Here is a 19216-nt window from a genome sequence, read left to right on the forward strand (position 1 = left end):
TGGGGCAAAAGAATCTCAAAAAAACTTGAGGTCATGAGCAGGATAATTTTCGCCATCGCGCTTATCTGGTCGTTTAGCGGCGCTGCGTTTGCGCAGAGCTTTAACGCGCTAGCACGCATATTACCGGAACAATCCCGAATAACCGATCAGGGCAGGGCGGGAGTCCGCGTTGAATTGGCGCTCAGCCAAGGTGTGCCTTACCGGATATTCACTTTGCGCGATCCCTACAGGATGGTTTTGGACTTTCAAGAGGTGGACTGGACAGGGTTGGATCGCGACGTGTTTTTACAGACTGGTCGCGTCAGCGATGTTCAGTTTGGGGCTTATGTTCCCGGTTGGTCGCGGTTGGTTTTGGAACTGGGCGCACCGCTAGCAGTCGAGACTTCCGATTTGCGGGTCGATTCTGCGACAGGCGGCGCAGTGCTGACGCTAAACCTCATGGGAACGGACTTCGAAACTTTTGCTGCCGGCGCTGGCGCGCCGCGTCAACCGGGATGGGATTTACCGGAACCTTCAGTTTCTTCAGTTGCGCCAGGACTAGATGCCAAAGGTCCGGTGCGCGTGATGCTCGACCCAGGTCATGGTGGTATTGATCCCGGTGCAGAAGTGGGTGGTGTCGACGAGAAAACCTTGATGCTGACATTCGCGCGCGAGCTGCGTGAAGTACTCCTGCGGTCTGGTAGCTACGAAGTCGTTTTGACCAGAGTGGACGATCACTTTGTTTCTCTGGAGCGCCGCATCGCGCTTGCCCATCGGGCCGGCGCAGACATTTTTATCTCGTTACATGCAGATTCACTTTCGGAAGGCCGCGCTCACGGAGCAGCCGTTTATACTTTGTCGGCAGAAGCTTCAGATGTTGCCAGCCTGAAACTCGCTGAACGACATGATCGCGGTGACCTAATTTCGGGTGTCGATTTGAGCGGATCGGATGATCAAGTGGCTGACATACTTTTGGACATGGCTCGCCGTGAAACCCAACCACGTACGCAAGCTTTGGCGAGAGCCATAGCAGACGGAATGGCCCAGCAAGGCGGGCCGATGAACAGCAAACCAATCCGCACAGCATCTTTTTCTGTACTCAAAGCGGCGGATATCCCCTCTGTTCTGGTTGAACTGGGGTTTTTGTCCAGCCCCCGTGACCTTGAAAATATCCGAAATCCGGAATGGCGCGCCGGGATGGCGCAGGGAATTTTTAATGGACTGGAAAGGTGGCGTAAGGAAGATCTGGTAAAACGATCCCTGATCGGTCAGTGACCCGACGGCGCAAAACGGCTAATGTAGCCTTTCGTGTTTTGACCCGCGGGCAGGGCGGCACTATATAGGCGGCACCGCGAGAAAAAGGCAGTAACGTGATCCGGTTTATTCTTTCTTTTTTCGGGGCAATCTTCAGCCTCGTGACTTTGGGAATCTTTATGACCGCGCTGGTGATTGGCGCGATCTTCTGGATGTATGGGCGCGATCTGCCCAGCCACGAGTCGCTGGCTCAATACAAACCGCCGACCATAAGCCGAATTTATTCCGGCGAAGGTCAGTTGATAGACGAGTTTGCCCAAGAACGCCGCTTGTTCACGCCGTCCGAAGAAATTCCCGACCTCGTGAAACAAGCCTTCATCTCTGCGGAAGATAAGAATTTCTACACCCATCAGGGCTACGATCCACGCGGTATCGTGGCCGCCGGTGTCGAGGCCGTACGTACCAAAGGTGAAACCGTCCGCGGGGCGTCGACAATCACGCAGCAGGTGATGAAGAACTTTTTGCTGTCGGGTGACAGACGGGCAGAACGCAAGATCAAGGAAATAATCCTTGCCACCAGGCTTGAGGATACGTTGGACAAGGAACAGATTCTCGAACTTTATATGAACGAGATTTTTCTGGGCCAGAATTCGTATGGCGTTACGGCTGCTGCGCAGACTTATTTCAACAAGACGCTACAAGAACTGGCTCCGCATGAGGCTGCAATGTTGGCCGCGATGCCCAAGGCGCCGTCAGATTACCATCCTGTCAGACAGAAAGAACGCCTGCTGGCGCGACGTAATTATGTCCTGCGGGAGATGCAGCAAAACGGATACATCGATCAGGCGACCTATGAGGCAGAGGTCGATATGCCGCTTCGCTCGGTCCAAAATGGCGACTTTGAAAGCTTCCGCACCGCGCTTCCACCTCGTGATTACTTTACCGACGAAATCCGCCGCCAACTCAGCGAGGATTTTGGCGAGGGCGAATTTTTTACAGGTGGCTTTACAGTCCGTGCCTCAGTTGACGAGGAAATGCAGGTCGAAGCAGCCCGAGCCTTACGAGAAGCCTTGCAGAAATATGACCGATCACGCGGAAGATGGCGCGGAACAGGTGAAGTCATACCGGAAGACAAACTCGGAGATGAAGCTCAATGGCGCGAGGCGTTATCCGTCATAGAAATTCCCCGCGACGTTCTATTGCCGACGCTGTGGTATCCAGCCGTTGTACTGAATGTGGCCGAGCAATCGTTGACCGTAGGAATCGAAAATGGTCCGGCGGATGGAGTTATCCCACGATCTGATATCCAGTGGATGCAGGGTGATTTTGCGGCCAATTTCAAACGGGGTGACGTCGTCCTTGTTGTAGCTGGCGAAGAAGGACAGTGGTCCGCCCGTCAGGTGCCCGAAGTACAGGGCGCCTTTGTCGCGATGGATGTAAACTCGGGCCGTGTTCTTGCGATGCAAGGTGGGTTTTCCTACCAAGACACTGTTTTCAATCGCGCTACCCAAGCACAACGCCAGCCTGGGTCCAGTTTTAAACCTTTTGTCTACGCCGCCGCCTTGGATAGTGGATACAGCCCTGCAACAATCGTTGTGGATGCTCCAATTGAGGTCAACACGCCTCAGGGTCTTTGGAGGCCCAAGAATTCGTCCAACAAGTTCTATGGACCTACGCCGCTTCGGACTGGAATTGAACAATCGCGGAACCTGATGACCATCCGTTTGGCTCAGGAAGTAACCATGCCTGTGGTCGCGGGATATGCAGAACGCTTTGGCGTATATGACCGCATGGGCGCGTTCCTTGCCAACTCTTTGGGGTCTGAAGAGACAACTCTATATAAAATGGTCGCAGCATACGCGATGTTTGCCAATGGCGGCGAACGCGTCGACCCCACCTTGGTCGACCGGATTCAAGACCGTTTTGGCAAAACGATATACCGGCACGACGATCGCCAATGTCTTGATTGCAACTCAAGTTGGCTGGAACCGAATGAGACTCCGCAGATCGTAACCGATCGCGAACAGGTTATGGATGCAATCACCGCCTATCAACTTACGTCCATGATGAAAGGTGTGGTTGATCGCGGCACTGCGGCGCGTCACGTCAATCTGCCTGTGCCGACGGCTGGCAAAACCGGTACTACCAACGACTCTAAGGACGCTTGGTTTATCGGATTCACCTCGAACATCGTGGCTGGCTGTTACATTGGATATGATCGCCCACGCGCAATGGGGCGTGGGGCATATGGTGGCACAATGTGCGGCCCTGTTTTCCAAAGCTTTATGGAAAAGGCTGTTGAAAAATATGGAGGCGGTCCCTTTGACGTTCCCCCCGGTGGTCACTTCATAAAAATCGATCGCTTTAGCGGTGCGCGACTGCCGGATGATGCGGCAGGTGAATACGTAGTTGCCGAATACTTCCGCGATGGCGTTGATGGTTTTATTGACCGTGTTTTCGACGGTGGCTTTGCCATGGGGTCTGATCTGCCCTTGTTTGAAGAAGCTCAGGGATCGGCTCGCCAAGTCACGACTTCAACTGGCGAGAGCATTATCGTCGGTCCCAATGCCAGTCAGGGTGAGTTACAGGGCGGTGGGCTTTATTGATCCACGATCTCAAGCAGCAGATGCAGTAAGTCGGCCTCGTTGTCGTGCTTGATCTGTCCGTCGGCACGCCAGAATATCGACAGTGCGCATTTTGCAGCGGCCCATTGCGCCAGTCGCTCAGAGCTTACGTTCATCGCACTGGAATAGAGTGTAAGGCACCGCTCAATCTGACTTCGTTGTCGCACCAGTTCGACCATGCCCTTTGGATGGCGCAGGGCATTTGCGAGTTCAAACGCGGGATCACCCAGATACCCTTTGGCGTCGAATACCCGTGGGCCATCATCTGTTAGAATGACATTGTCAGGATGCAGGTCTCCGTGTAGCGCGGTCGCAATCGGTTGGCTGGTCAGCAGGGTTCGCGCCAGATGCATTGCTCGAACCATATCCCTCCGAAAGTCGCTTGGGCAATTAAGTGAGAATTGGCAAGAGAACATGGGGTCAAAAACCTCATGAAGAGGTTTCAATTCAGCGTCCTTAACGACCGGCGCATGATGGAGGCGACCGGCGATTTTGGCCAGCACGGCGAGTGCAGCATCAGGCCTGCCGGCCCGCGCCAGATCACCAAGAGATGGCCCATCCAACCAATCCATAAGTACTGCAGATTTTTCATCTTGGACAATTCGAACCGCACCGCGACTTTGCCATAGCCGTAATAAGCTGGACCCGTGCGTCTCGTTGCCGCGATCCGAACGACGATACAGTTTTAGCGCGGCAAAGCGACCGTCAGCTTGTACAACCCTCCATACCTGCGCCTGATCGGTTTCAGCGACCAGAACTGGAAAGGTCAGTTGCCATTTGGCAAGAAACTCGTCTCTTGGATCAGTCACAACATTTCGGCTCGTCTTGTGGTGGCCCAAAGCTCTTGCTATCACGCAGGCCTGATTGAGCAAGTTGGGACCTGACCATGCGCGCCGAAACCCAGAATGTAGTGACGGAAATCGAAAAGTCGCTGGAGCTTTTGGCGCAGCGTATGGACTATGAGACGGCGCCACACCGATTAGAGGAGTTCAACGCTCGCGTCGAGGATCCAAATCTTTGGGACAACCCTGAAAGCGCCCAAAAACTGATGCGCGAACGTCAGTTATTGGTGGACGCCATCGAAACTTACGATTCGATCAAAACTGATCTCAACGACAACATCGAACTGATTGAACTGGGTGAGTTGGAGGAAGACGAGGAGGTTGTTACCGACGCCGAAGAGGCACTGACCAAACTGAAGGCGAAGGCTGCGAAAAAAGAGCTGGAGGCACTTCTGGATGGTGAGGCGGACGGCAATGACACGTTCCTCGAAATCAACTCGGGCGCAGGAGGTACGGAAAGCTGTGATTGGGCTTCAATGCTGGCGAGGATGTATGTTCGTTGGGCGGAGAAAAAGGGTTACACGGTCGAGCTCCAATCAGAAACGGCTGGCGAGGAAGCGGGAATTAAGTCCGCAGCCTACAAAATTTCCGGGCACAATGCCTATGGCTGGCTAAAGTCCGAAAGCGGAGTACATCGGCTGGTTCGTATCTCGCCGTTCGACTCGGCTGCAAAACGGCACACGTCTTTCAGCTCGGTTTGGGTATACCCTGTGGTCGACGACAATATAGAGATCGATGTAAACCCCGCGGATATCCGTATCGATACGTACCGATCATCTGGTGCAGGTGGGCAGCATGTTAACACGACCGACTCGGCGGTGCGGATCACACACATTCCAACTGGGATTGTTGTGACGAGTTCAGAAAAGTCTCAGCATCAAAACAGGGACATCGCGATGAAAGCCCTGAAATCGCGCTTGTACCAGCAGGAACTTGACCGTCGCAACGCAGAAATCAATGCAGCGCACGAAGCCAAAGGGGACGCAGGTTGGGGCAATCAGATCAGATCCTACGTTTTGCAGCCCTATCAAATGGTCAAGGATCTGCGGACGAATTTTGAAACCTCGGACACCAAGGGAGTTTTGGATGGCGATCTCGATGGTTTCATGGCCGCGACGCTGGCACTAAATGTCGCGGGCAAAAGCAGGTCCGAAGCGCAGAGCGACTAAACTGCCTGCAGAATATTCAATCATATCTCCATGCCGAAATCACTCGGGGGTAATTCGGGCCAGACAAAAATGCGTGTAGGGCAAAGCAGGAAAAGATGTATTCAAACTGCGTGTTTAAATGATGATGCGCCCCGGATAGGCTGAGTCAGGATACCCACAACAAGAGCCTTTTCTGCCTTATGGATTTAGCCCAAACTTCGGCCACTTCATTGCAGCGCGAACTGTCATCGGGGCGCCTCAGCGCACTTGAATTGATGCGCGCAACGTTGGAACGGATCGGGGAAGTGAACGGGCGCGTGAACGCCATCGTCGCCCTTCGGGAACCTGAGGTTTTGCTGGCAGAAGCGCGGTCGATGGACGAAGGCGCCAACAGGGGGCCACTTCACGGAATACCGATCGCGGTCAAGGATCTGGTCAATGTAGCCGGAGTTGTTTCGACTCAGGGATCACCTATCTTTCGGGATCATGTTCCCAAAGCAGATGACCTGCTTGCGTCTCGCTTACGTAAGGCAGGAGCAATTTTGATTGGAAAAACGAATACTCCGGAATTCGGACTTGGGTCGCATACCTTCAACCCTGTTTATGGGGCGACAAGAAACCCCTACGACCCGTCGCGATCCTGCGGGGGATCGTCAGGCGGCGCGGCAGTAGCACTAGCAACAGGCATGGTGTCACTTGCTGATGGTTCTGACATGATGGGCAGCCTACGCAACCCAGCGGCATGGAACAACGTCTATGGATTTCGACCCAGTTGGGGTCGGGTTCCTTCCGAACCCGTTGGCGACAGTTTTCTTCATCAGTTGTCTACGGCTGGTCCAATGGCGCGTTGTCCCGAGGATTTGGGGCTATTGTTGGATGTTCTGTCAGGGCCTGAACCAAGGCAGCCGCTCAGCCGTGCGAGCCTTCCAGTGAGCCCATTGGCTGACACCGATTTGTCCGAGCTGCGGATCGGATGGCTTGGCGACTGGGGAGGGGCCTTTCCATGCGAAGAAGGGGTGCTTGATATTTGCAAAGATGCATTGCGAGCGTTTTCCGATTTGGGTGCGGTGGTTGAGGACTTGGCGCCGCCTTTCGCTGCAGACCGGATTTGGGACAGCTGGATCACTTTACGATCCTGGAGCGTTGCAGCAGGATTGATGCCGTTGGCCAATCGCCGGGAGTTGCTGAAAGACAGCGCACAGTGGGAACTTTCGCGAGGAATGAACTTCAGCGCAATGGATGTACACAATGCCAGTGTCGTCCGGTCCGAGTGGTTTCGGCAGGCTGTAGAACTGTTTGCGGAATTTGATGCGCTTGTCCTGCCAGCTGCACAGGTATGGCCTTTCGATGTCGATATTCCGTATCCAACAGAAATCGCCAGCACGCCTATGGAAACTTATCATCGCTGGATGCAGGTCGTGACACCTGTCAGCTTAATAGGGCTGCCGTGTTTATCTATGCCTGCTGGCTTTGGGGCGCAGGGTTTGCCGATGGGAATTCAGTTGCTTGGCCCGCGGGAATCCGATGCGAAATTGCTGTCAATTGGAGCGGCCTATCACGAAGCGACGAAGTGGCCGCAAACCAGACCTGCTGCGTGACAACAACTTTCGGGAGGAGAACCGAAGAATGGAAAAACCCTTCGGCGTGCCGACAATGAAATCAGCGGATCCGGCGATGCTACGGAAGGCCCTGGGCATGGCTTGGCAGGACTATCGCCAAGCGCCCGTTTTTGGACTTTTGTTCGCGGGTTTCTATGTTATCGCTGGCTGGATTATGGCCTGGATTACGGTGAAGACGGGAACTTCATTTTGGCTGGTTCTGGCAGCGATTGGATTTCCTTTGTTGGGGCCATTTGCCGCTGTCGGGCTTTATGAGGTGTCACGCCGATTGGAACAGGGCGAACCGCTGAGTTTCAATGCGATCTTCGGCGTGGTGCTTCAGCAAACCAGTCGGCAATTACCCTCGATCTGCGCTATCATAGTTGTCATGTTTTTGTTTTGGTTTTTCCTGGGGCACATGATCTTTGCATTGTTCTTGGGCCTTTCAACAATGACAAATATCTCGTCTTCGCCCGAAGTTCTTTTGACCCTAAACGGATTGACCATGTTGGCATTCGGCACGGCGGTGGGTGCGGTATTCGCGTTAATTTTATTTATGATATCGGTGTTGTCGATACCGATGCTGTTGGATCGAGAGCTGGACTTCGTGACTGCAATGATCGCCAGCTACTCTTATGTCAGGACGAATTTTTGGGTTATGCTAATGTGGGGTGCCTTTATCTCGATAGTCACATTTTTAGCGATGATACCTTGGTTCTTAGGTCTATTGGTGGCCCTGCCAATATTAGGGCATGCCAGTTGGCACCTTTATCGCTTGATAACAGAGGGCGACATTTCGAATTCACCGAGTTCGGCTGGTGACTGATAATACATGTCGCAGCAGACAGGCTAACCATCGGTAACTGAATCCAATTCCGGGTGGCCGAGTTTTGCATGCCCTGAAACTTTTGACGAAACCCGAGACAGTTTAATCGCCATTGAGAGGTTACCCCCCAAAAACAACAGCTTGGTTGGGCGAACGACCGAAGGGCGATCATCAGTTCCGGACAAATACGACGTATAGCCGAACCATATAGAGGTGCTTTCACCTAGCTGTTCCGAGACAACCATGACGCGGCTGTCTTGTCCTCCGCGTCGAGACATCAAAACACAAACCTGTGCGTTTGCATGACAAACAATGCCCTGAAGTTCACGCAAATATGTCGGTGTGTCCGGCATTATCTGCCTTGATTCATAACCTCTTAACACGGTCGTCTGGCCGACCCTGCGTATGAATAAAAGCCGACTACACTCTTCTTGTTTGGCGCTTGAATGGGTCTCTGTCATCCAAAAAAAACCCGGCGGTAAAGAAGGTTGAGCCTTTGATGTCAGGAAGTTCTCAAACACTTCTGCGGACGGATAACTCAGTTGAGGATCTATGTCGTCCAAGGGCTTCAGCAGAATTCGGGCATCTACTTCGAAAAATCGGCATATTCGGTCAAGCACATCAGGCCGGGGAAAGCTTTCCCCTGAAAGGTACCGGTTAAACTGGGTACGATTTATGCCAAGTTGTCGGCACAAAGCGGCGACAGAAGGATAAACCTGCGCTAGGCGCCGTAAGTTAGCCCCAAACATATTGCGCAATTCTTTAGGGCTGCGAATGGTATCGGCCATGTCCGTCCAAAATTTTCTAACACTGCAGGAAAACACGACCGCTCGGACAAAATGACCGAATAACAGTCATAATCACAAAAAAGACTACATAGGACGTCAGATTCGCCACTTTGCGGTACATAAGCTAACGACCAAAATGGCAAACGCAATAGGCTTTATGGTGTTTTGCATAAACAATTTCATGCATTTTTTAGGGTAGAGTCATTAGGCCCCCAGCAAGACTACTGGGTGAAGATCAAAACGAACATATTGCAACTACAACTCGGCCCGCCGGATATATTCCGAACGGGACAAGGTGCGTCGAGAATGATCAATCGCCGCGAAGAAGGGCTGCGACACCAGTTCTGGCGACCTCGACTAAACCGAGTGGGCGCATGAGGTCCGCAAATGCATCGATCTTGTCCGGCGCACCGGTAATCTCGAAAATAAACGAGTTCAGCGTACTATCTACAACATTAGCGCGAAAAATATCCGCCAGGCGCAGGGCCTCGACCCGTTTGTCGCCTTCGCCAACAACTTTGACGATGGCTAGCTCGCGCTCGACCGAAGGCCCTTCGACGGTCAGATCGTGTACGTCATGCACAGGCACAATTCGACCGAGTTGCGCTTTGATCTGCTCGATAACTTGCGGTGTACCGGTGGTCACGATTGTGATCCGGCTCAGGTGGCCAGTATGATCGACCTCGGCCACCGTCAGGCTTTCGATGTTATAACCCCTGCCGGAAAACAATCCGATAACCCGGGCCAAAACACCGGGTTCGTTTTCAACCAGCAAAGCAATTGTGTGTCGTTCTTGTTCGTCAGAAAAGGTCGGTCGCAGATTGTAGGCCGAATGGCGGTTGGAACCTTTGACGATGTTCAGCGGGGTCATGGATGTTCCTCCAGATTGTCAGGCGTAGAACCAGCCGCTCCCAAGCGGTGGATTACGGCCCAGAAACAGGTTGCAAAAGCCAAAAGCACAATAGGTGCAAAAGAATAGCGAAAAGACGGTTCGAAACCGAACACGACCAGCATCAAAGCAGGGGAAAGCCCAAGCCACATTGCAGCGCTTAGCAACAGTCCCAGCAGGTTGGGTTTCAGAACACCTGCTCGAAGTAGGAAAAGCGCGGCAGGGGCCAAAAGCGCGGACTCATAGTACCAGAGATAAGGTGTAGACAATAATATCGCTATGATGAGGACAGCAGCGCGCAAGTCGAACCCAACCGCAGGGCTACGCCACGCTATGGCGACTGTTGCTGCGGCTACGGCGGTGAAACACCACTGAATCGTTAGTGCAGTTGAAACCTGCATCCCCAATCCGGCGAGTACGCCAAATGGGCTGACCATAAGATCATTCACTGCACTTGTGCTTTTAATGACGCTGAAATGAATCTCCATCATTTCGCGTAGCTCGGACCAATACTCTACACCAACAATTAGCGTCGCGCCGACGGACAGCATTATGGTGGTCACAGAAGCTGAAACAAATGTACGCCATGCGCCGCTGGCGATCAGTGCGATAGGGATAAGGATACCCAACTGAGGCTTTAGGGTAAGCAAGCCGATAAGGACGCCTGCGATAACCGGCCTATTGTCTTTTATTGCAGCCAAGGCAGCCAAAAGGCCCGCTGCCCAAATCAAACTGTTCTGCCCCATAAACAGGGGCGGCAAATAGGCTGGGGCGAAAGCAAAGGCTAACCAAACCTGGGGATGACCTTTGGTGAACGGGCGCGTGGCGGCAGCAATAGCCAGCATCGACAAAACGCTGAAAACGCCCCAAGCCAAAGGAAAGGACATCATCCCCAAGGGCATCAGCGCGACCAGATAGGATGGCGGATACGACCACGGCATCCATCGCCCATCGCTGACGCCGTGCATTTCTGCGAGTTTGTCTATGTCAAAAGCCGCTAAAGGGGTGTCAACGATTGCCAGCCGTGCTGCACCCCAGAAAATGCGGAAATCATTGTTGAACGATGTTACATCAGCGTCGATGATGCTTGCTAACCCGCTGAAAATCCAGGTGACAAACATCGTCAATACAAACGCGGGCATTAAAATACCTAACTGCCATCCCCGACGCGTATCGAAGACTTGCAGTCGTAGCGAGGCCTCGTCCACCTCCTGTGCGTCTGCGATTCCCGTGTGGGCCATCACTTTTACCTTCTATTTGTGCACTTTGCAGGCCGCGTCACACTCACCTTCATTGGCCGGATCATACGAGAACAGCACCACCCGCCTGAATAACGCCTTGTGTCTCTGCCTCGCCCAAAAGCATCTCGTTATGTGCTTTGCCTGACGGTATCATTGGGAAACAATTTTCGTGTTTTTCAACAACGCAATCAAAGATGACCGGGCCATCGTAATTGATCATTTCCATGATCGCTTCGTCCAAGTCCGCGGGATCAGAACATAGAATACCCTTTGCTCCAAACGCCTCGGCGAGTTTTACAAAATCGGGCAGAGCCTCTGACCAGCTGTGCGAATACCGCTCGCCGTGCAACAACTCCTGCCACTGACGGACCATGCCAAGGCGCTCATTGTTGAGTATGAACTGCTTTACCGGCAGGCGATATTGCACAGCGGTGCCCATTTCCTGCATGTTCATCAGCCACGATGCTTCGCCCGCAACATTTATCACTAAGGCGTCCGGATGCGCCATTTGCACACCTATTGACGCAGGAAAGCCATAGCCCATGGTCCCGAGCCCGCCGGATGTCATCCAGCGGTTTGGATCTTCGAAACCCAGATACTGTGCCGCCCACATTTGGTGTTGCCCAACCTCAGTCGTGACATAACGGTCGTGTTTTTTGGTCAACTCCTCAAGGCGTTGCAGCGCATATTGTGGCTTGATCGACTTTTCACTGTTGGTAAATGCAAGGCAGTTGACCTTCCGCCATTCCGCTATCTGGTTCTGCCACTTTTTTACATTCGCTGAGTCTGTTTTGCGGCCTCGTGCTTTCCAGACTTTAAGAATGTCTTCCAGAACATGTGCAACGTCACCAACAATCGGAATGTCTACGCGGATCACTTTGTTGATCGAGGACGGATCGATATCGATATGTGCCTTCTTGGAGTTGGGTGAAAACGCATCGATGCGCCCGGTGATCCGGTCGTCGAAACGTGCGCCAATATTGATCATCAGATCGCAGTCATGCATCGCCAGATTGGCCTCATAAAGGCCATGCATCCCCAGCATCCCAAGCCAGTTTTCACCAGAGGCAGGGTAGGCACCCAACCCCATGAGTGTCGACGTGATCGGAAATCCCGTGCTGTCGACAAGTTCGCGCAAAAGCTGACTTGCGGCAGGGCCGGAATTGATAACGCCGCCGCCAGTATAGAATATTGGCTTCTTGGCAGTTTCTATTGCCGCAACAAGTTCGGTGATTTCTTCAAGATCGCCCTTCAGTACCGGCTGGTAGTGCGAGGTCGAAGGTTTTGGTGCCGAGTATTCGCCTGTGGCGAATTGAACGTCCTTGGGGATGTCGATCAAAACAGGGCCCGGGCGACCAGACGTGGCAACGTGGAATGCCTCGTGCATGGTTCCTGAAAGAGAATCTGTGTCTTTTACCAGCCAATTATGTTTGGTGCACGGGCGGGTAATGCCAACCGTGTCAGCTTCTTGAAACGCGTCAGAGCCAATCATGAAGGTCGGAACCTGACCAGTCAGGACGACAATCGGGATCGAGTCCATCAACGCGTCAGTCAGGCCGGTAACGGCATTCGTAGCGCCCGGGCCTGATGTAACAAGGGCCACGCCCGGCTTGCCGGTCGACCTGGCATAACCTTCGGCTGCATGAACCGCGCCCTGTTCGTGCCGTACCAGAATGTGCCTAATGTCGTTTTGCAGAAATATCTCGTCATAGATCGGTAGGACGGCGCCACCGGGGTACCCGAATACCGTATCCACGCCCTGATCCTTGAGGGCCTGAACAACCATTTTTGCGCCGGTCATCTCACGTGTCATCTGCTTTGCTCCGTTCGCGACATGTGTCTTGCATTCAGCAAAAAAAAAGCCTCCGAGGTCTTCGGAGGCGCATGGGGTCGATTATGGCTTACCGTTACCGGCCCATGCGCTTGTTTCCTACGATTACGACTAGCGCTCTCATCGCCAGAGGCTCCTTCTTAGCTTGCAGGCGACATTATGTTCGGGGGCAGGGGCCGTCAACAGGCAATCGACCCAATTTCCTAACGGAAAAGGTGATTTTTGCGACATTTTATTGCGTAAAGTGACCTGTGTCGGGAATTTCCGCGAAATTTGAGCCTCTTTTGATTGCGACCCGTGGGATTTTTCAGGTCTGAAAACGTCAGGTCTATGTCCGAAACGGGCATGATCGACATGTCGTGTTCAGACAATCTGAACCTGACAGCGAAAAAAATGGAGGAGCGGATCATGCTGCAGGATCTGGTTGACCTCGGGCGATACCCAATCGATCGTCCGGATTCGTGGGGTTACACTCAGATGATCAATGATCTTCGCCGTGATCTAAACGAGGAAGGCTGCGCAGTCTTACCTGGTTTCGTGCATGAGAACGGCCTTAATCATATATTGAGCGAAGCAGACGGAGTCTCTGACAAGGCGCACCGTTCCTTTAATCGCACGAACGCTTACTTTACCAAAGACGATACGCGTTTCGGGGTCGGGCACCCAATACGCCGTTTTTATGAACGCTCCAACGCGTTTGTGCCTGCAGATAATTTTGCCAAATCTGGTCCGCTGCGCCGTATTTACGAGGATGCATCATTTTTACCTTTCATCCGGGCAGCGCTAGACGAACCGAAAGAGCATTTTTTTCGGTACGACGATCCGCTGGCTGACGTAATCATTAATGTCGTGGAAAAAGGGCAAGGATTCCCATGGCATTTCGATACGAACAATTACACTGTAACCTTGGCCATTCAGAATGGTGAAAAGGGTGGTGCGTTTCAATATGTGCCCAACCTCCGTACTTCCAAAGAGGAAAACTTTGACGCAGTAGCTTCTGTTTTAGACGGAAACACGAGCCAGGTCCGGCATCTGGATCTGCAGCCTGGCGATTTGCAGATATTCAAGGGCCGATATTCATTGCATCGTGTTGCGCCGGTCGAAGGCGAACGGAGGCGCTACGTTGGTATTTTCTCATTTGTCGAGGCTGAGGGAATGTGCGGGGGCGTCGAGAGGACCCGACAACTATACGGTCGCGTTTTACCACAACATTATGAACGGGAAGGTATTCGGAAAGACCGACTTCTGGATTAGACGGTCGCCGAAAAAGTTGCGCTCGTCACTTACTATGGAGGGCCACGTGTCTGAAATTGTGCAGCTGACGCCGTTTGTTTTGTGTTCTTCGTTGCAAAACCAAATCGACTTCTATTGTGACCGCCTTGGATTTTCCTGCACCTTTAGACAGGAAAATTACGCATTTCTCAGAAATGGTAGTGTCGCGATCCGCCTTCTTGAATGCCCGAAACGACCTGACGGGCGACCGTTGGGGGATAATCAGTCATTTTACATCGATGTTATGGGTATTGATGAGCTGTACGCACAATTGGAACCTAACTTGTCCGATTTGCCACCGGGTCGCGTTCGACCGCCATTCAATCAACCCTATCATCAGCGAGAGTTTCACGTAATCGACGAAGATGGCACTTTGGTTTTCTTTGGGCAGGCCGTTGGCGCGCGACCATCGGCATAATCGTTGCCCTTGTCTTGAGAGCCTCAAGCAACCCTGTCAGAAACTATGGCCGGTTCCTTGCAGCATTCCGTGTTCCAGTGCGTATCGGGTCAGGCCAGCAGTCGACGAGATGCCAAGCTTATGCTTTATGTTCTTTCTGTGCGTCTCGACCGTGCGAACTGAAATATCCAAACCCAACGCAACCTCTTTGTTGGATTTGCCCTGCGCCAGTTCCAGCAGGATGGTTTGTTCACGCCCAGTCAGAGCTTCTCGTGCATTATCCTGCTTGGGTTTCAGCGAACCGCTGGCCCCGGTGCAAAGGTATTTGTCACCTCGCATAACCGCGTCGATGGCCTGTTTGATCTCATCCGTAGGGACATCTTTGAGTACATAGCCGCGGGCACCATGGCTCAGCGCGGTCGAGATATATTCCGGGCTGTCATGCATCGACAGGATTAGAACGCGCGTTTCCGGCAGGCGCTCTAAGATGATTTCGGTTGCGCTCAGCCCTCCAAGGCCTGGCATATTAAGGTCCATCAGGATTACATCTGGCAATAAAGTAGTTACCTGATCTACGGCCTCTTGCCCGTTAGACAGGGTGCCAACGACCTCAATCTCGTCATAGCTTTCCAATAAAGATTGGATCCCTTCGGCGACCATGGGGTGGTCGTCTACGATCAGGACTCGGATCGCGTTCGTCATCAGGAACCGGCCTTTCGTTTCGGAGTTGCATCTTCTTCCTGTGGAGAAAGCAAGTGACTCAGTGGTAGGCTCGCTTCGATTACCGTGCCGCCGCGTGCCCCGCGGGATGACAGAATACGCAGCGATCCGTCAAGCTGTTCGATTCGTTCTTGCATGTTTCGCAGGCCGATGCCTGTGCTGACTCGATCCGGGCCGTTGGGTAAGCCATGACCGTTGTCGGTGATCCTCATGGTCGCGCCCTTTTTGTGACCACGCAAATCTATAGTTACATGTGTCGCACCGGAATGGCGCTCAATATTTGTCAAAGCTTCTTGGGCAATCCGATAAAGGGCGATCTTGCTGTCCTGATCCAGCCTGTTACGGAATACGACCGTCGAAAATTCAGTTTCGATCCCGGTTCGTTCGCGAAAGTCGTCGGTCAGAGCTTTGAGCGCTGGCCCAAGGCCCAAATCATCCAGAACACCAGGGCGTAGGTCTCTGCTTATGCGCCGAACTTCCGTGATGGCGCTGCCTAAGTTTTCTATACCTTTGTCCAATGGCACCCGCGCGCCTTCATCATCACCCCGCGAAAGTCGTCGCCGGGCGTTGTCCAGCGCATATCTGACGCCGACTAATATCTGGCTGATACCGTCGTGCAGTTCACGTGCCACTCGACCACGTTCTTCTTCTTGTGCATCGAAAACGCGTTGGGTCAGTTCTTTGAGTTTGGCGTCAGCCAGCCTGCGCTCACGGAAGTTCAGCAACATGCCCGAGGCGAAAACGATCAGCACCGCAGCAAGTACGATTCCGCCGATATATAGGAATGTTCGCTGAACACGGGCTTCGACTTCGGCGCGTGCGTTTGCCACCGTGGCGACGATGTCATCAATGAACACTCCGGTTCCAACCACCCAGCGCCAATCCTGCAAACCAACGACGTACGCGATCATTTGTGCTTCTTCCCCGGTCGACGGTTTCTGCCACATGAAACTGTGCCATCCTGCGCCTTGTCGGGCGAGGCGGATGAATTCGTCAACGACAGGTGTTCCGTCACTGTCCGTCAAACCAACCCAATTTCGGTTGATAAATTCAGTCTGGCGAGGGCTTACGAGGTTGTTGCCTTCATAATCATAAACGAAAAAAAAGCCGTCCTTTCCGTAAATCATGGCAGACAGAATTTGAGTGACCAGTGTTTTCGCAGCCTGATCTTCAGGTGAGGCCCGCCCGTAAATATATGCGAATCCGTTGCGCGCTTGTGTCACGTAATTACGCAACTCGATTTTCTTCGCTTCGACCAATCGGCGCTCTAACGCCTGAATTTCCCTTTCGGCGGTTGCACGGGCTTCGTACGCGACAAAAAACGCAATAGCTGCCACTGCCACGATCAGGGGGATTGCTGCCACGAGCGACAGCTTCTGTCCGTAGGTCAGCGAAATTAAGTTACGAAATCCCCTCATAGACGAATCGATACGCAAGCCAGCGGAAAATTGCAAAAAGATTGGGCGAATCCGGTGTCAAAGAACTGAAGACTGGGGTTACAAAACGCAAAACAGCCCTGATTTTCAGCGTTGAGTAGCAAAAAACAGGCTCAGCTACGTAGTTCTTGGTATTCACTTTCAATCGAGTGTCAGTAGGCTGGCGCGCACTGAGATCAATTGGTCCGGGCTTCGCTCGGGTCGTGAATTATGAAGGGGAGGATCACTCACATGGATCGCCGTAAGTTTCTTAAAACGTCAGCACTTGGTGGATCTGCAGCCGCAGCTACAGCGCTGGCAGCACCAGCCTATGCTCAGGGCAAGCGCACTTTGACAATGGTTACCTCGTGGGGTCGTGGCCTAGCAGGCGTTTTCGACAGCGCTCAGCGCTGCGCCGACAGCATCACCGCGATGTCGGACGGCAATCTGACAGTTGATATCAAAGCGGCTGGCGAACTGGTTGGCGCGTTCGAAGTGTTTGACGCGGTATCGTCCGGTCAAGCCGATATGTATCACGCGGCTGACTACTACTTTGTCGGTCAGCATCCGGGCTATGCCTTCTTTACAGCTGTTCCGTTCGGAATGACTGCTCAAGAGCTGGTAAACTGGTACTACCACGATGGCGGTATGGAACTGCATGACGAGCTGGGTCAGATTTTTGGCCTTAAGTCTTTCCTTGCCGGTAACACTGGTGCTCAGGCAGGCGGCTGGTTCTCGAAAGAGATCAATAGCCCCGATGATTTCAACGGCTTGAAGTTCCGTATGCCTGGTCTGGGTGGCAAGGCGCTGGGCAAACTTGGGGCGTCGGTACAGAATATTCCGGGCTCGGAAGTTTATCAGGCTCTGTCATCAGGCGCGATCGACGGAACCGAGTGGATCGGTCCCTGGGCAGACGAAAAGGCTGGTTTCCAGGAAATCACAAAGACTTATTACACAGCGGGCTTCCATGAGCCGGGTGCGGGTCTTTCGCTGGCGACCAACCGAGAAGTCTTTGACAGCCTGACACCCGCTCAGCAAAAGATTATCGAGATCGCGGCAGGCGAAGCGCACCAGTGGAACCTAGCTCAATTCCTGGCCAACAATGGCGCTGCATTGCAGCGTCTGCAGGCGGGCGGCGTTAAAGTCATGGAATTCCCGGATACTGTCTGGGACGCGTTCGGTACTGCAAGCCAGGAAGTTCTGGACGAAAATATGGGCGACGAACTGTTCAAGAAAATTCACGACAGCGCCATGGACTCGATGGCTGCTTCGTCGGCATGGTTGAACCTTTCGTCGGGTGCCTACACCGCGCAGCGCGATCGCGTTCGCGGCTAACACTCATAACCAAAAATTAACTGGTTTCTCCGCGGACGCGGGGAAACCTTACCCGTTGCACATGCTCGGACATGACCATACCACGATAAACAGCAGTGCAACCGAGACGACCTGGGGACAACATGCAGGACGATAACGGCATCTCGTTTTTCGGCGCCCTGTGGAATGGACTGATATGGTTCATTCAGAACATTGCCGAAGCCTTTTATAATTTTGGATACGCCATTACGCATCCGCAGCTCTGGCTGAATTGGTCGGACAAAGAAGCAATCATGCGCTTTGTCTACTACGGTGGTTCTGTAGAGTTTTTCTTTGTTGTGTTCACACTTTTTTTGGTTCTGACGGCAATCGGCCTTTACTACCGGAATTTCATGTGGGGCATGGTCCGCGGTCTCGAAGGCTTTGCCAACACCACGGGACGTTTCTTTGCATGGGCTGGCCTTTTGATGGTTATTCAGCAGATCGTGATCGTTTTCATGCAACGCGTGTTTGCACGGCCAGACATGGCGTTTGGTCTGGGTATCCCGTTTCAAATGGATATCAGTTGGTATGCTGAAGAGCTGAAACTTTATAATGCCATGGTCGTCTGTCTCTGCTGCACCTACACATTCGTGCAGGGCGGTCACGTTCGCGTGGACCTGATCTATGCCGGGGTCAGTCATAGAACCAAACGTGTCATTGATATGCTGGGATCGGTTCTGTTCATGATGCCAATGGCTGTGCTGACTTGGATGTACGGCTGGTACTTTATGTGGCGCCACTTGATCGTTCCGAAACCCTCGGCCAGCGATACGTTGGATCGCCTTGTAATGAAGTCTCGTGCCTTGCGCTGGAACGTTGAAACCATTGGCTTCAGCCCAAACGGTTTCAACGCATACTTCCTTTTCAAGATTCTACTGGTCGCGTTTGCGGGCATGGTGTTCTTGCACGCCATTGCATTCCTTTACAGATCCTATCTGGAATACGTTGAAGGGCCTGAAAGCGTTGGAAAATACCTCGACAAAGACAGCCTAGGCGATGGTGAAGAAGCCTACGAAGGCGCACACTAGGGACGGAG

Annotated in this window: 16 protein-coding genes; 9 read left to right on the forward strand and 7 right to left on the reverse strand. The window is 52.9% G+C overall.

The features are described 5' to 3' along the window. Nucleotides 1-33 precede the first annotated feature (33 nt). Nucleotides 34-1254: an N-acetylmuramoyl-L-alanine amidase gene (locus AC2FNV_RS05600; protein ID WP_170472638.1), complete on the forward strand. Its 1221-nt coding sequence runs from the start codon at nucleotides 34-36 to the stop codon at nucleotides 1252-1254. Between the two features lie 95 nt (nucleotides 1255-1349). Continuing rightward, on the forward strand, nucleotides 1350-3839 hold the full coding sequence (locus AC2FNV_RS05605) for a penicillin-binding protein 1A (protein WP_170605259.1): 2490 nt from the start codon (nucleotides 1350-1352) through the stop codon (nucleotides 3837-3839). Here AC2FNV_RS05605 and AC2FNV_RS05610 read toward each other — a convergent pair. Then, nucleotides 3833-4666, reverse strand: coding sequence for an aminoglycoside phosphotransferase family protein (locus AC2FNV_RS05610; RefSeq protein WP_170610497.1), 834 nt, complete (start codon nucleotides 4664-4666; stop codon nucleotides 3833-3835). The genes AC2FNV_RS05605 and AC2FNV_RS05610 overlap by 7 nt on opposite strands. Nucleotides 4667-4743: 77 nt before the next feature. Between AC2FNV_RS05610 and prfB the strand changes: the two genes are divergently transcribed. The 3 genes from prfB to AC2FNV_RS05625 all read left to right on the forward strand — a co-directional run bounded on the left by prfB (nucleotide 4744) and on the right by AC2FNV_RS05625 (nucleotide 8271). Then, entirely contained in the window at nucleotides 4744-5868 is a 1125-nt protein-coding gene (gene prfB, locus AC2FNV_RS05615) for a peptide chain release factor 2 (protein ID WP_170605263.1), read from the forward strand. A 179-nt stretch (nucleotides 5869-6047) separates the two neighbouring features. Continuing rightward, nucleotides 6048-7445 carry an amidase gene (locus AC2FNV_RS05620; RefSeq protein ID WP_170610501.1) on the forward strand — a complete coding sequence of 466 codons (1398 nt, stop codon included), beginning with the start codon at nucleotides 6048-6050 and terminating at the stop codon, nucleotides 7443-7445. A 28-nt stretch (nucleotides 7446-7473) separates the two neighbouring features. After that, on the forward strand, nucleotides 7474-8271 hold the full coding sequence (locus AC2FNV_RS05625) for a DUF2189 domain-containing protein (RefSeq protein ID WP_170605267.1): 798 nt from the start codon (nucleotides 7474-7476) through the stop codon (nucleotides 8269-8271). Between the two features lie 23 nt (nucleotides 8272-8294). On the opposite strand, the gene AC2FNV_RS05630 is transcribed toward AC2FNV_RS05625, so the two are convergent. The 4 genes from AC2FNV_RS05630 to AC2FNV_RS05645 form a co-directional block, all read right to left on the reverse strand. After that, nucleotides 8295-9059 (reverse strand): helix-turn-helix domain-containing protein, encoded by a 765-nt coding sequence (locus tag AC2FNV_RS05630; protein WP_254442497.1) that lies wholly within the window; start codon nucleotides 9057-9059, stop codon nucleotides 8295-8297. Between the two features lie 310 nt (nucleotides 9060-9369). Next, entirely contained in the window at nucleotides 9370-9930 is a 561-nt protein-coding gene (gene ilvN / locus AC2FNV_RS05635) for an acetolactate synthase small subunit (protein ID WP_170472618.1), read from the reverse strand. Then, nucleotides 9927-11189, reverse strand: coding sequence for a glycosyltransferase family 87 protein (locus AC2FNV_RS05640; RefSeq protein ID WP_170605269.1), 1263 nt, complete (start codon nucleotides 11187-11189; stop codon nucleotides 9927-9929). The genes ilvN and AC2FNV_RS05640 overlap by 4 nt, the downstream gene beginning before the upstream one ends. Before the next feature lie 61 nt (nucleotides 11190-11250). Beyond that, complete coding sequence (locus tag AC2FNV_RS05645) at nucleotides 11251-13002, reverse strand: acetolactate synthase 3 large subunit (protein ID WP_170605271.1); 1752 nt, start codon at nucleotides 13000-13002, stop codon at nucleotides 11251-11253. A 426-nt stretch (nucleotides 13003-13428) separates the two neighbouring features. On the opposite strand from AC2FNV_RS05645, the gene AC2FNV_RS05650 reads away from it, so the two are divergent. After that, complete coding sequence (locus AC2FNV_RS05650) at nucleotides 13429-14274, forward strand: HalD/BesD family halogenase (protein WP_170605338.1); 846 nt, start codon at nucleotides 13429-13431, stop codon at nucleotides 14272-14274. A 46-nt stretch (nucleotides 14275-14320) separates the two neighbouring features. After that, the gene (locus tag AC2FNV_RS05655; protein ID WP_170605273.1) at nucleotides 14321-14710 is read left to right on the forward strand and encodes a bleomycin resistance protein; all 390 of its coding nucleotides are present in this window, start codon (nucleotides 14321-14323) and stop codon (nucleotides 14708-14710) included. Between the two features lie 36 nt (nucleotides 14711-14746). Here the strand turns inward: AC2FNV_RS05655 and AC2FNV_RS05660 are convergent, their stop codons facing one another. Together AC2FNV_RS05660 and AC2FNV_RS05665 are read right to left on the reverse strand one after the other, a co-directional pair. Beyond that, nucleotides 14747-15391 (reverse strand): response regulator transcription factor, encoded by a 645-nt coding sequence (locus AC2FNV_RS05660; RefSeq protein WP_170605275.1) that lies wholly within the window; start codon nucleotides 15389-15391, stop codon nucleotides 14747-14749. Then, nucleotides 15391-16827 (reverse strand): cache domain-containing protein, encoded by a 1437-nt coding sequence (locus AC2FNV_RS05665; RefSeq protein WP_170605277.1) that lies wholly within the window; start codon nucleotides 16825-16827, stop codon nucleotides 15391-15393. The genes AC2FNV_RS05660 and AC2FNV_RS05665 overlap by 1 nt, the downstream gene beginning before the upstream one ends. Nucleotides 16828-17076: 249 nt before the next feature. On the opposite strand from AC2FNV_RS05665, the gene AC2FNV_RS05670 reads away from it, so the two are divergent. Further along, entirely contained in the window at nucleotides 17077-18159 is a 1083-nt protein-coding gene (locus AC2FNV_RS05670; protein WP_170605279.1) for a TRAP transporter substrate-binding protein, read from the forward strand. 122 nt (nucleotides 18160-18281) lie between these two features. After that, the gene (locus tag AC2FNV_RS05675; RefSeq protein WP_170605281.1) at nucleotides 18282-19208 is read left to right on the forward strand and encodes a TRAP transporter small permease subunit; all 927 of its coding nucleotides are present in this window, start codon (nucleotides 18282-18284) and stop codon (nucleotides 19206-19208) included. The last annotated feature ends 8 nt before the right edge of the window (nucleotides 19209-19216 follow it).

Source organism: Ruegeria sp. BHSA163, assembly GCF_059613365.1.

What these genes read in the sequence shown, in the direction of transcription:
- AC2FNV_RS05620 (WP_170610501.1), top strand. Translation starts at nt 6,048, where the DNA reads ATGGATTTAGCCCAAACTTCGGCCACTTCATTGCAGCGCGAACTGTCA.
- AC2FNV_RS05600 (WP_170472638.1), top strand. Translation starts at nt 34, where the DNA reads ATGAGCAGGATAATTTTCGCCATCGCGCTTATCTGGTCGTTTAGCGGC.
- AC2FNV_RS05630 (WP_254442497.1), bottom strand. Translation starts at nt 9,059, where the DNA reads ATGGCCGATACCATTCGCAGCCCTAAAGAATTGCGCAATATGTTTGGG.
- prfB (WP_170605263.1), top strand. Translation starts at nt 4,744, where the DNA reads ATGCGCGCCGAAACCCAGAATGTAGTGACGGAAATCGAAAAGTCGCTG.
- AC2FNV_RS05640 (WP_170605269.1), bottom strand. Translation starts at nt 11,189, where the DNA reads ATGGCCCACACGGGAATCGCAGACGCACAGGAGGTGGACGAGGCCTCG.
- AC2FNV_RS05625 (WP_170605267.1), top strand. Translation starts at nt 7,474, where the DNA reads ATGGAAAAACCCTTCGGCGTGCCGACAATGAAATCAGCGGATCCGGCG.
- AC2FNV_RS05665 (WP_170605277.1), bottom strand. Translation starts at nt 16,827, where the DNA reads ATGAGGGGATTTCGTAACTTAATTTCGCTGACCTACGGACAGAAGCTG.
- AC2FNV_RS05645 (WP_170605271.1), bottom strand. Translation starts at nt 13,002, where the DNA reads ATGACACGTGAGATGACCGGCGCAAAAATGGTTGTTCAGGCCCTCAAG.
- AC2FNV_RS05670 (WP_170605279.1), top strand. Translation starts at nt 17,077, where the DNA reads ATGGATCGCCGTAAGTTTCTTAAAACGTCAGCACTTGGTGGATCTGCA.
- AC2FNV_RS05650 (WP_170605338.1), top strand. Translation starts at nt 13,429, where the DNA reads ATGCTGCAGGATCTGGTTGACCTCGGGCGATACCCAATCGATCGTCCG.
- AC2FNV_RS05660 (WP_170605275.1), bottom strand. Translation starts at nt 15,391, where the DNA reads ATGACGAACGCGATCCGAGTCCTGATCGTAGACGACCACCCCATGGTC.
- ilvN (WP_170472618.1), bottom strand. Translation starts at nt 9,930, where the DNA reads ATGACCCCGCTGAACATCGTCAAAGGTTCCAACCGCCATTCGGCCTAC.
- AC2FNV_RS05675 (WP_170605281.1), top strand. Translation starts at nt 18,282, where the DNA reads ATGCAGGACGATAACGGCATCTCGTTTTTCGGCGCCCTGTGGAATGGA.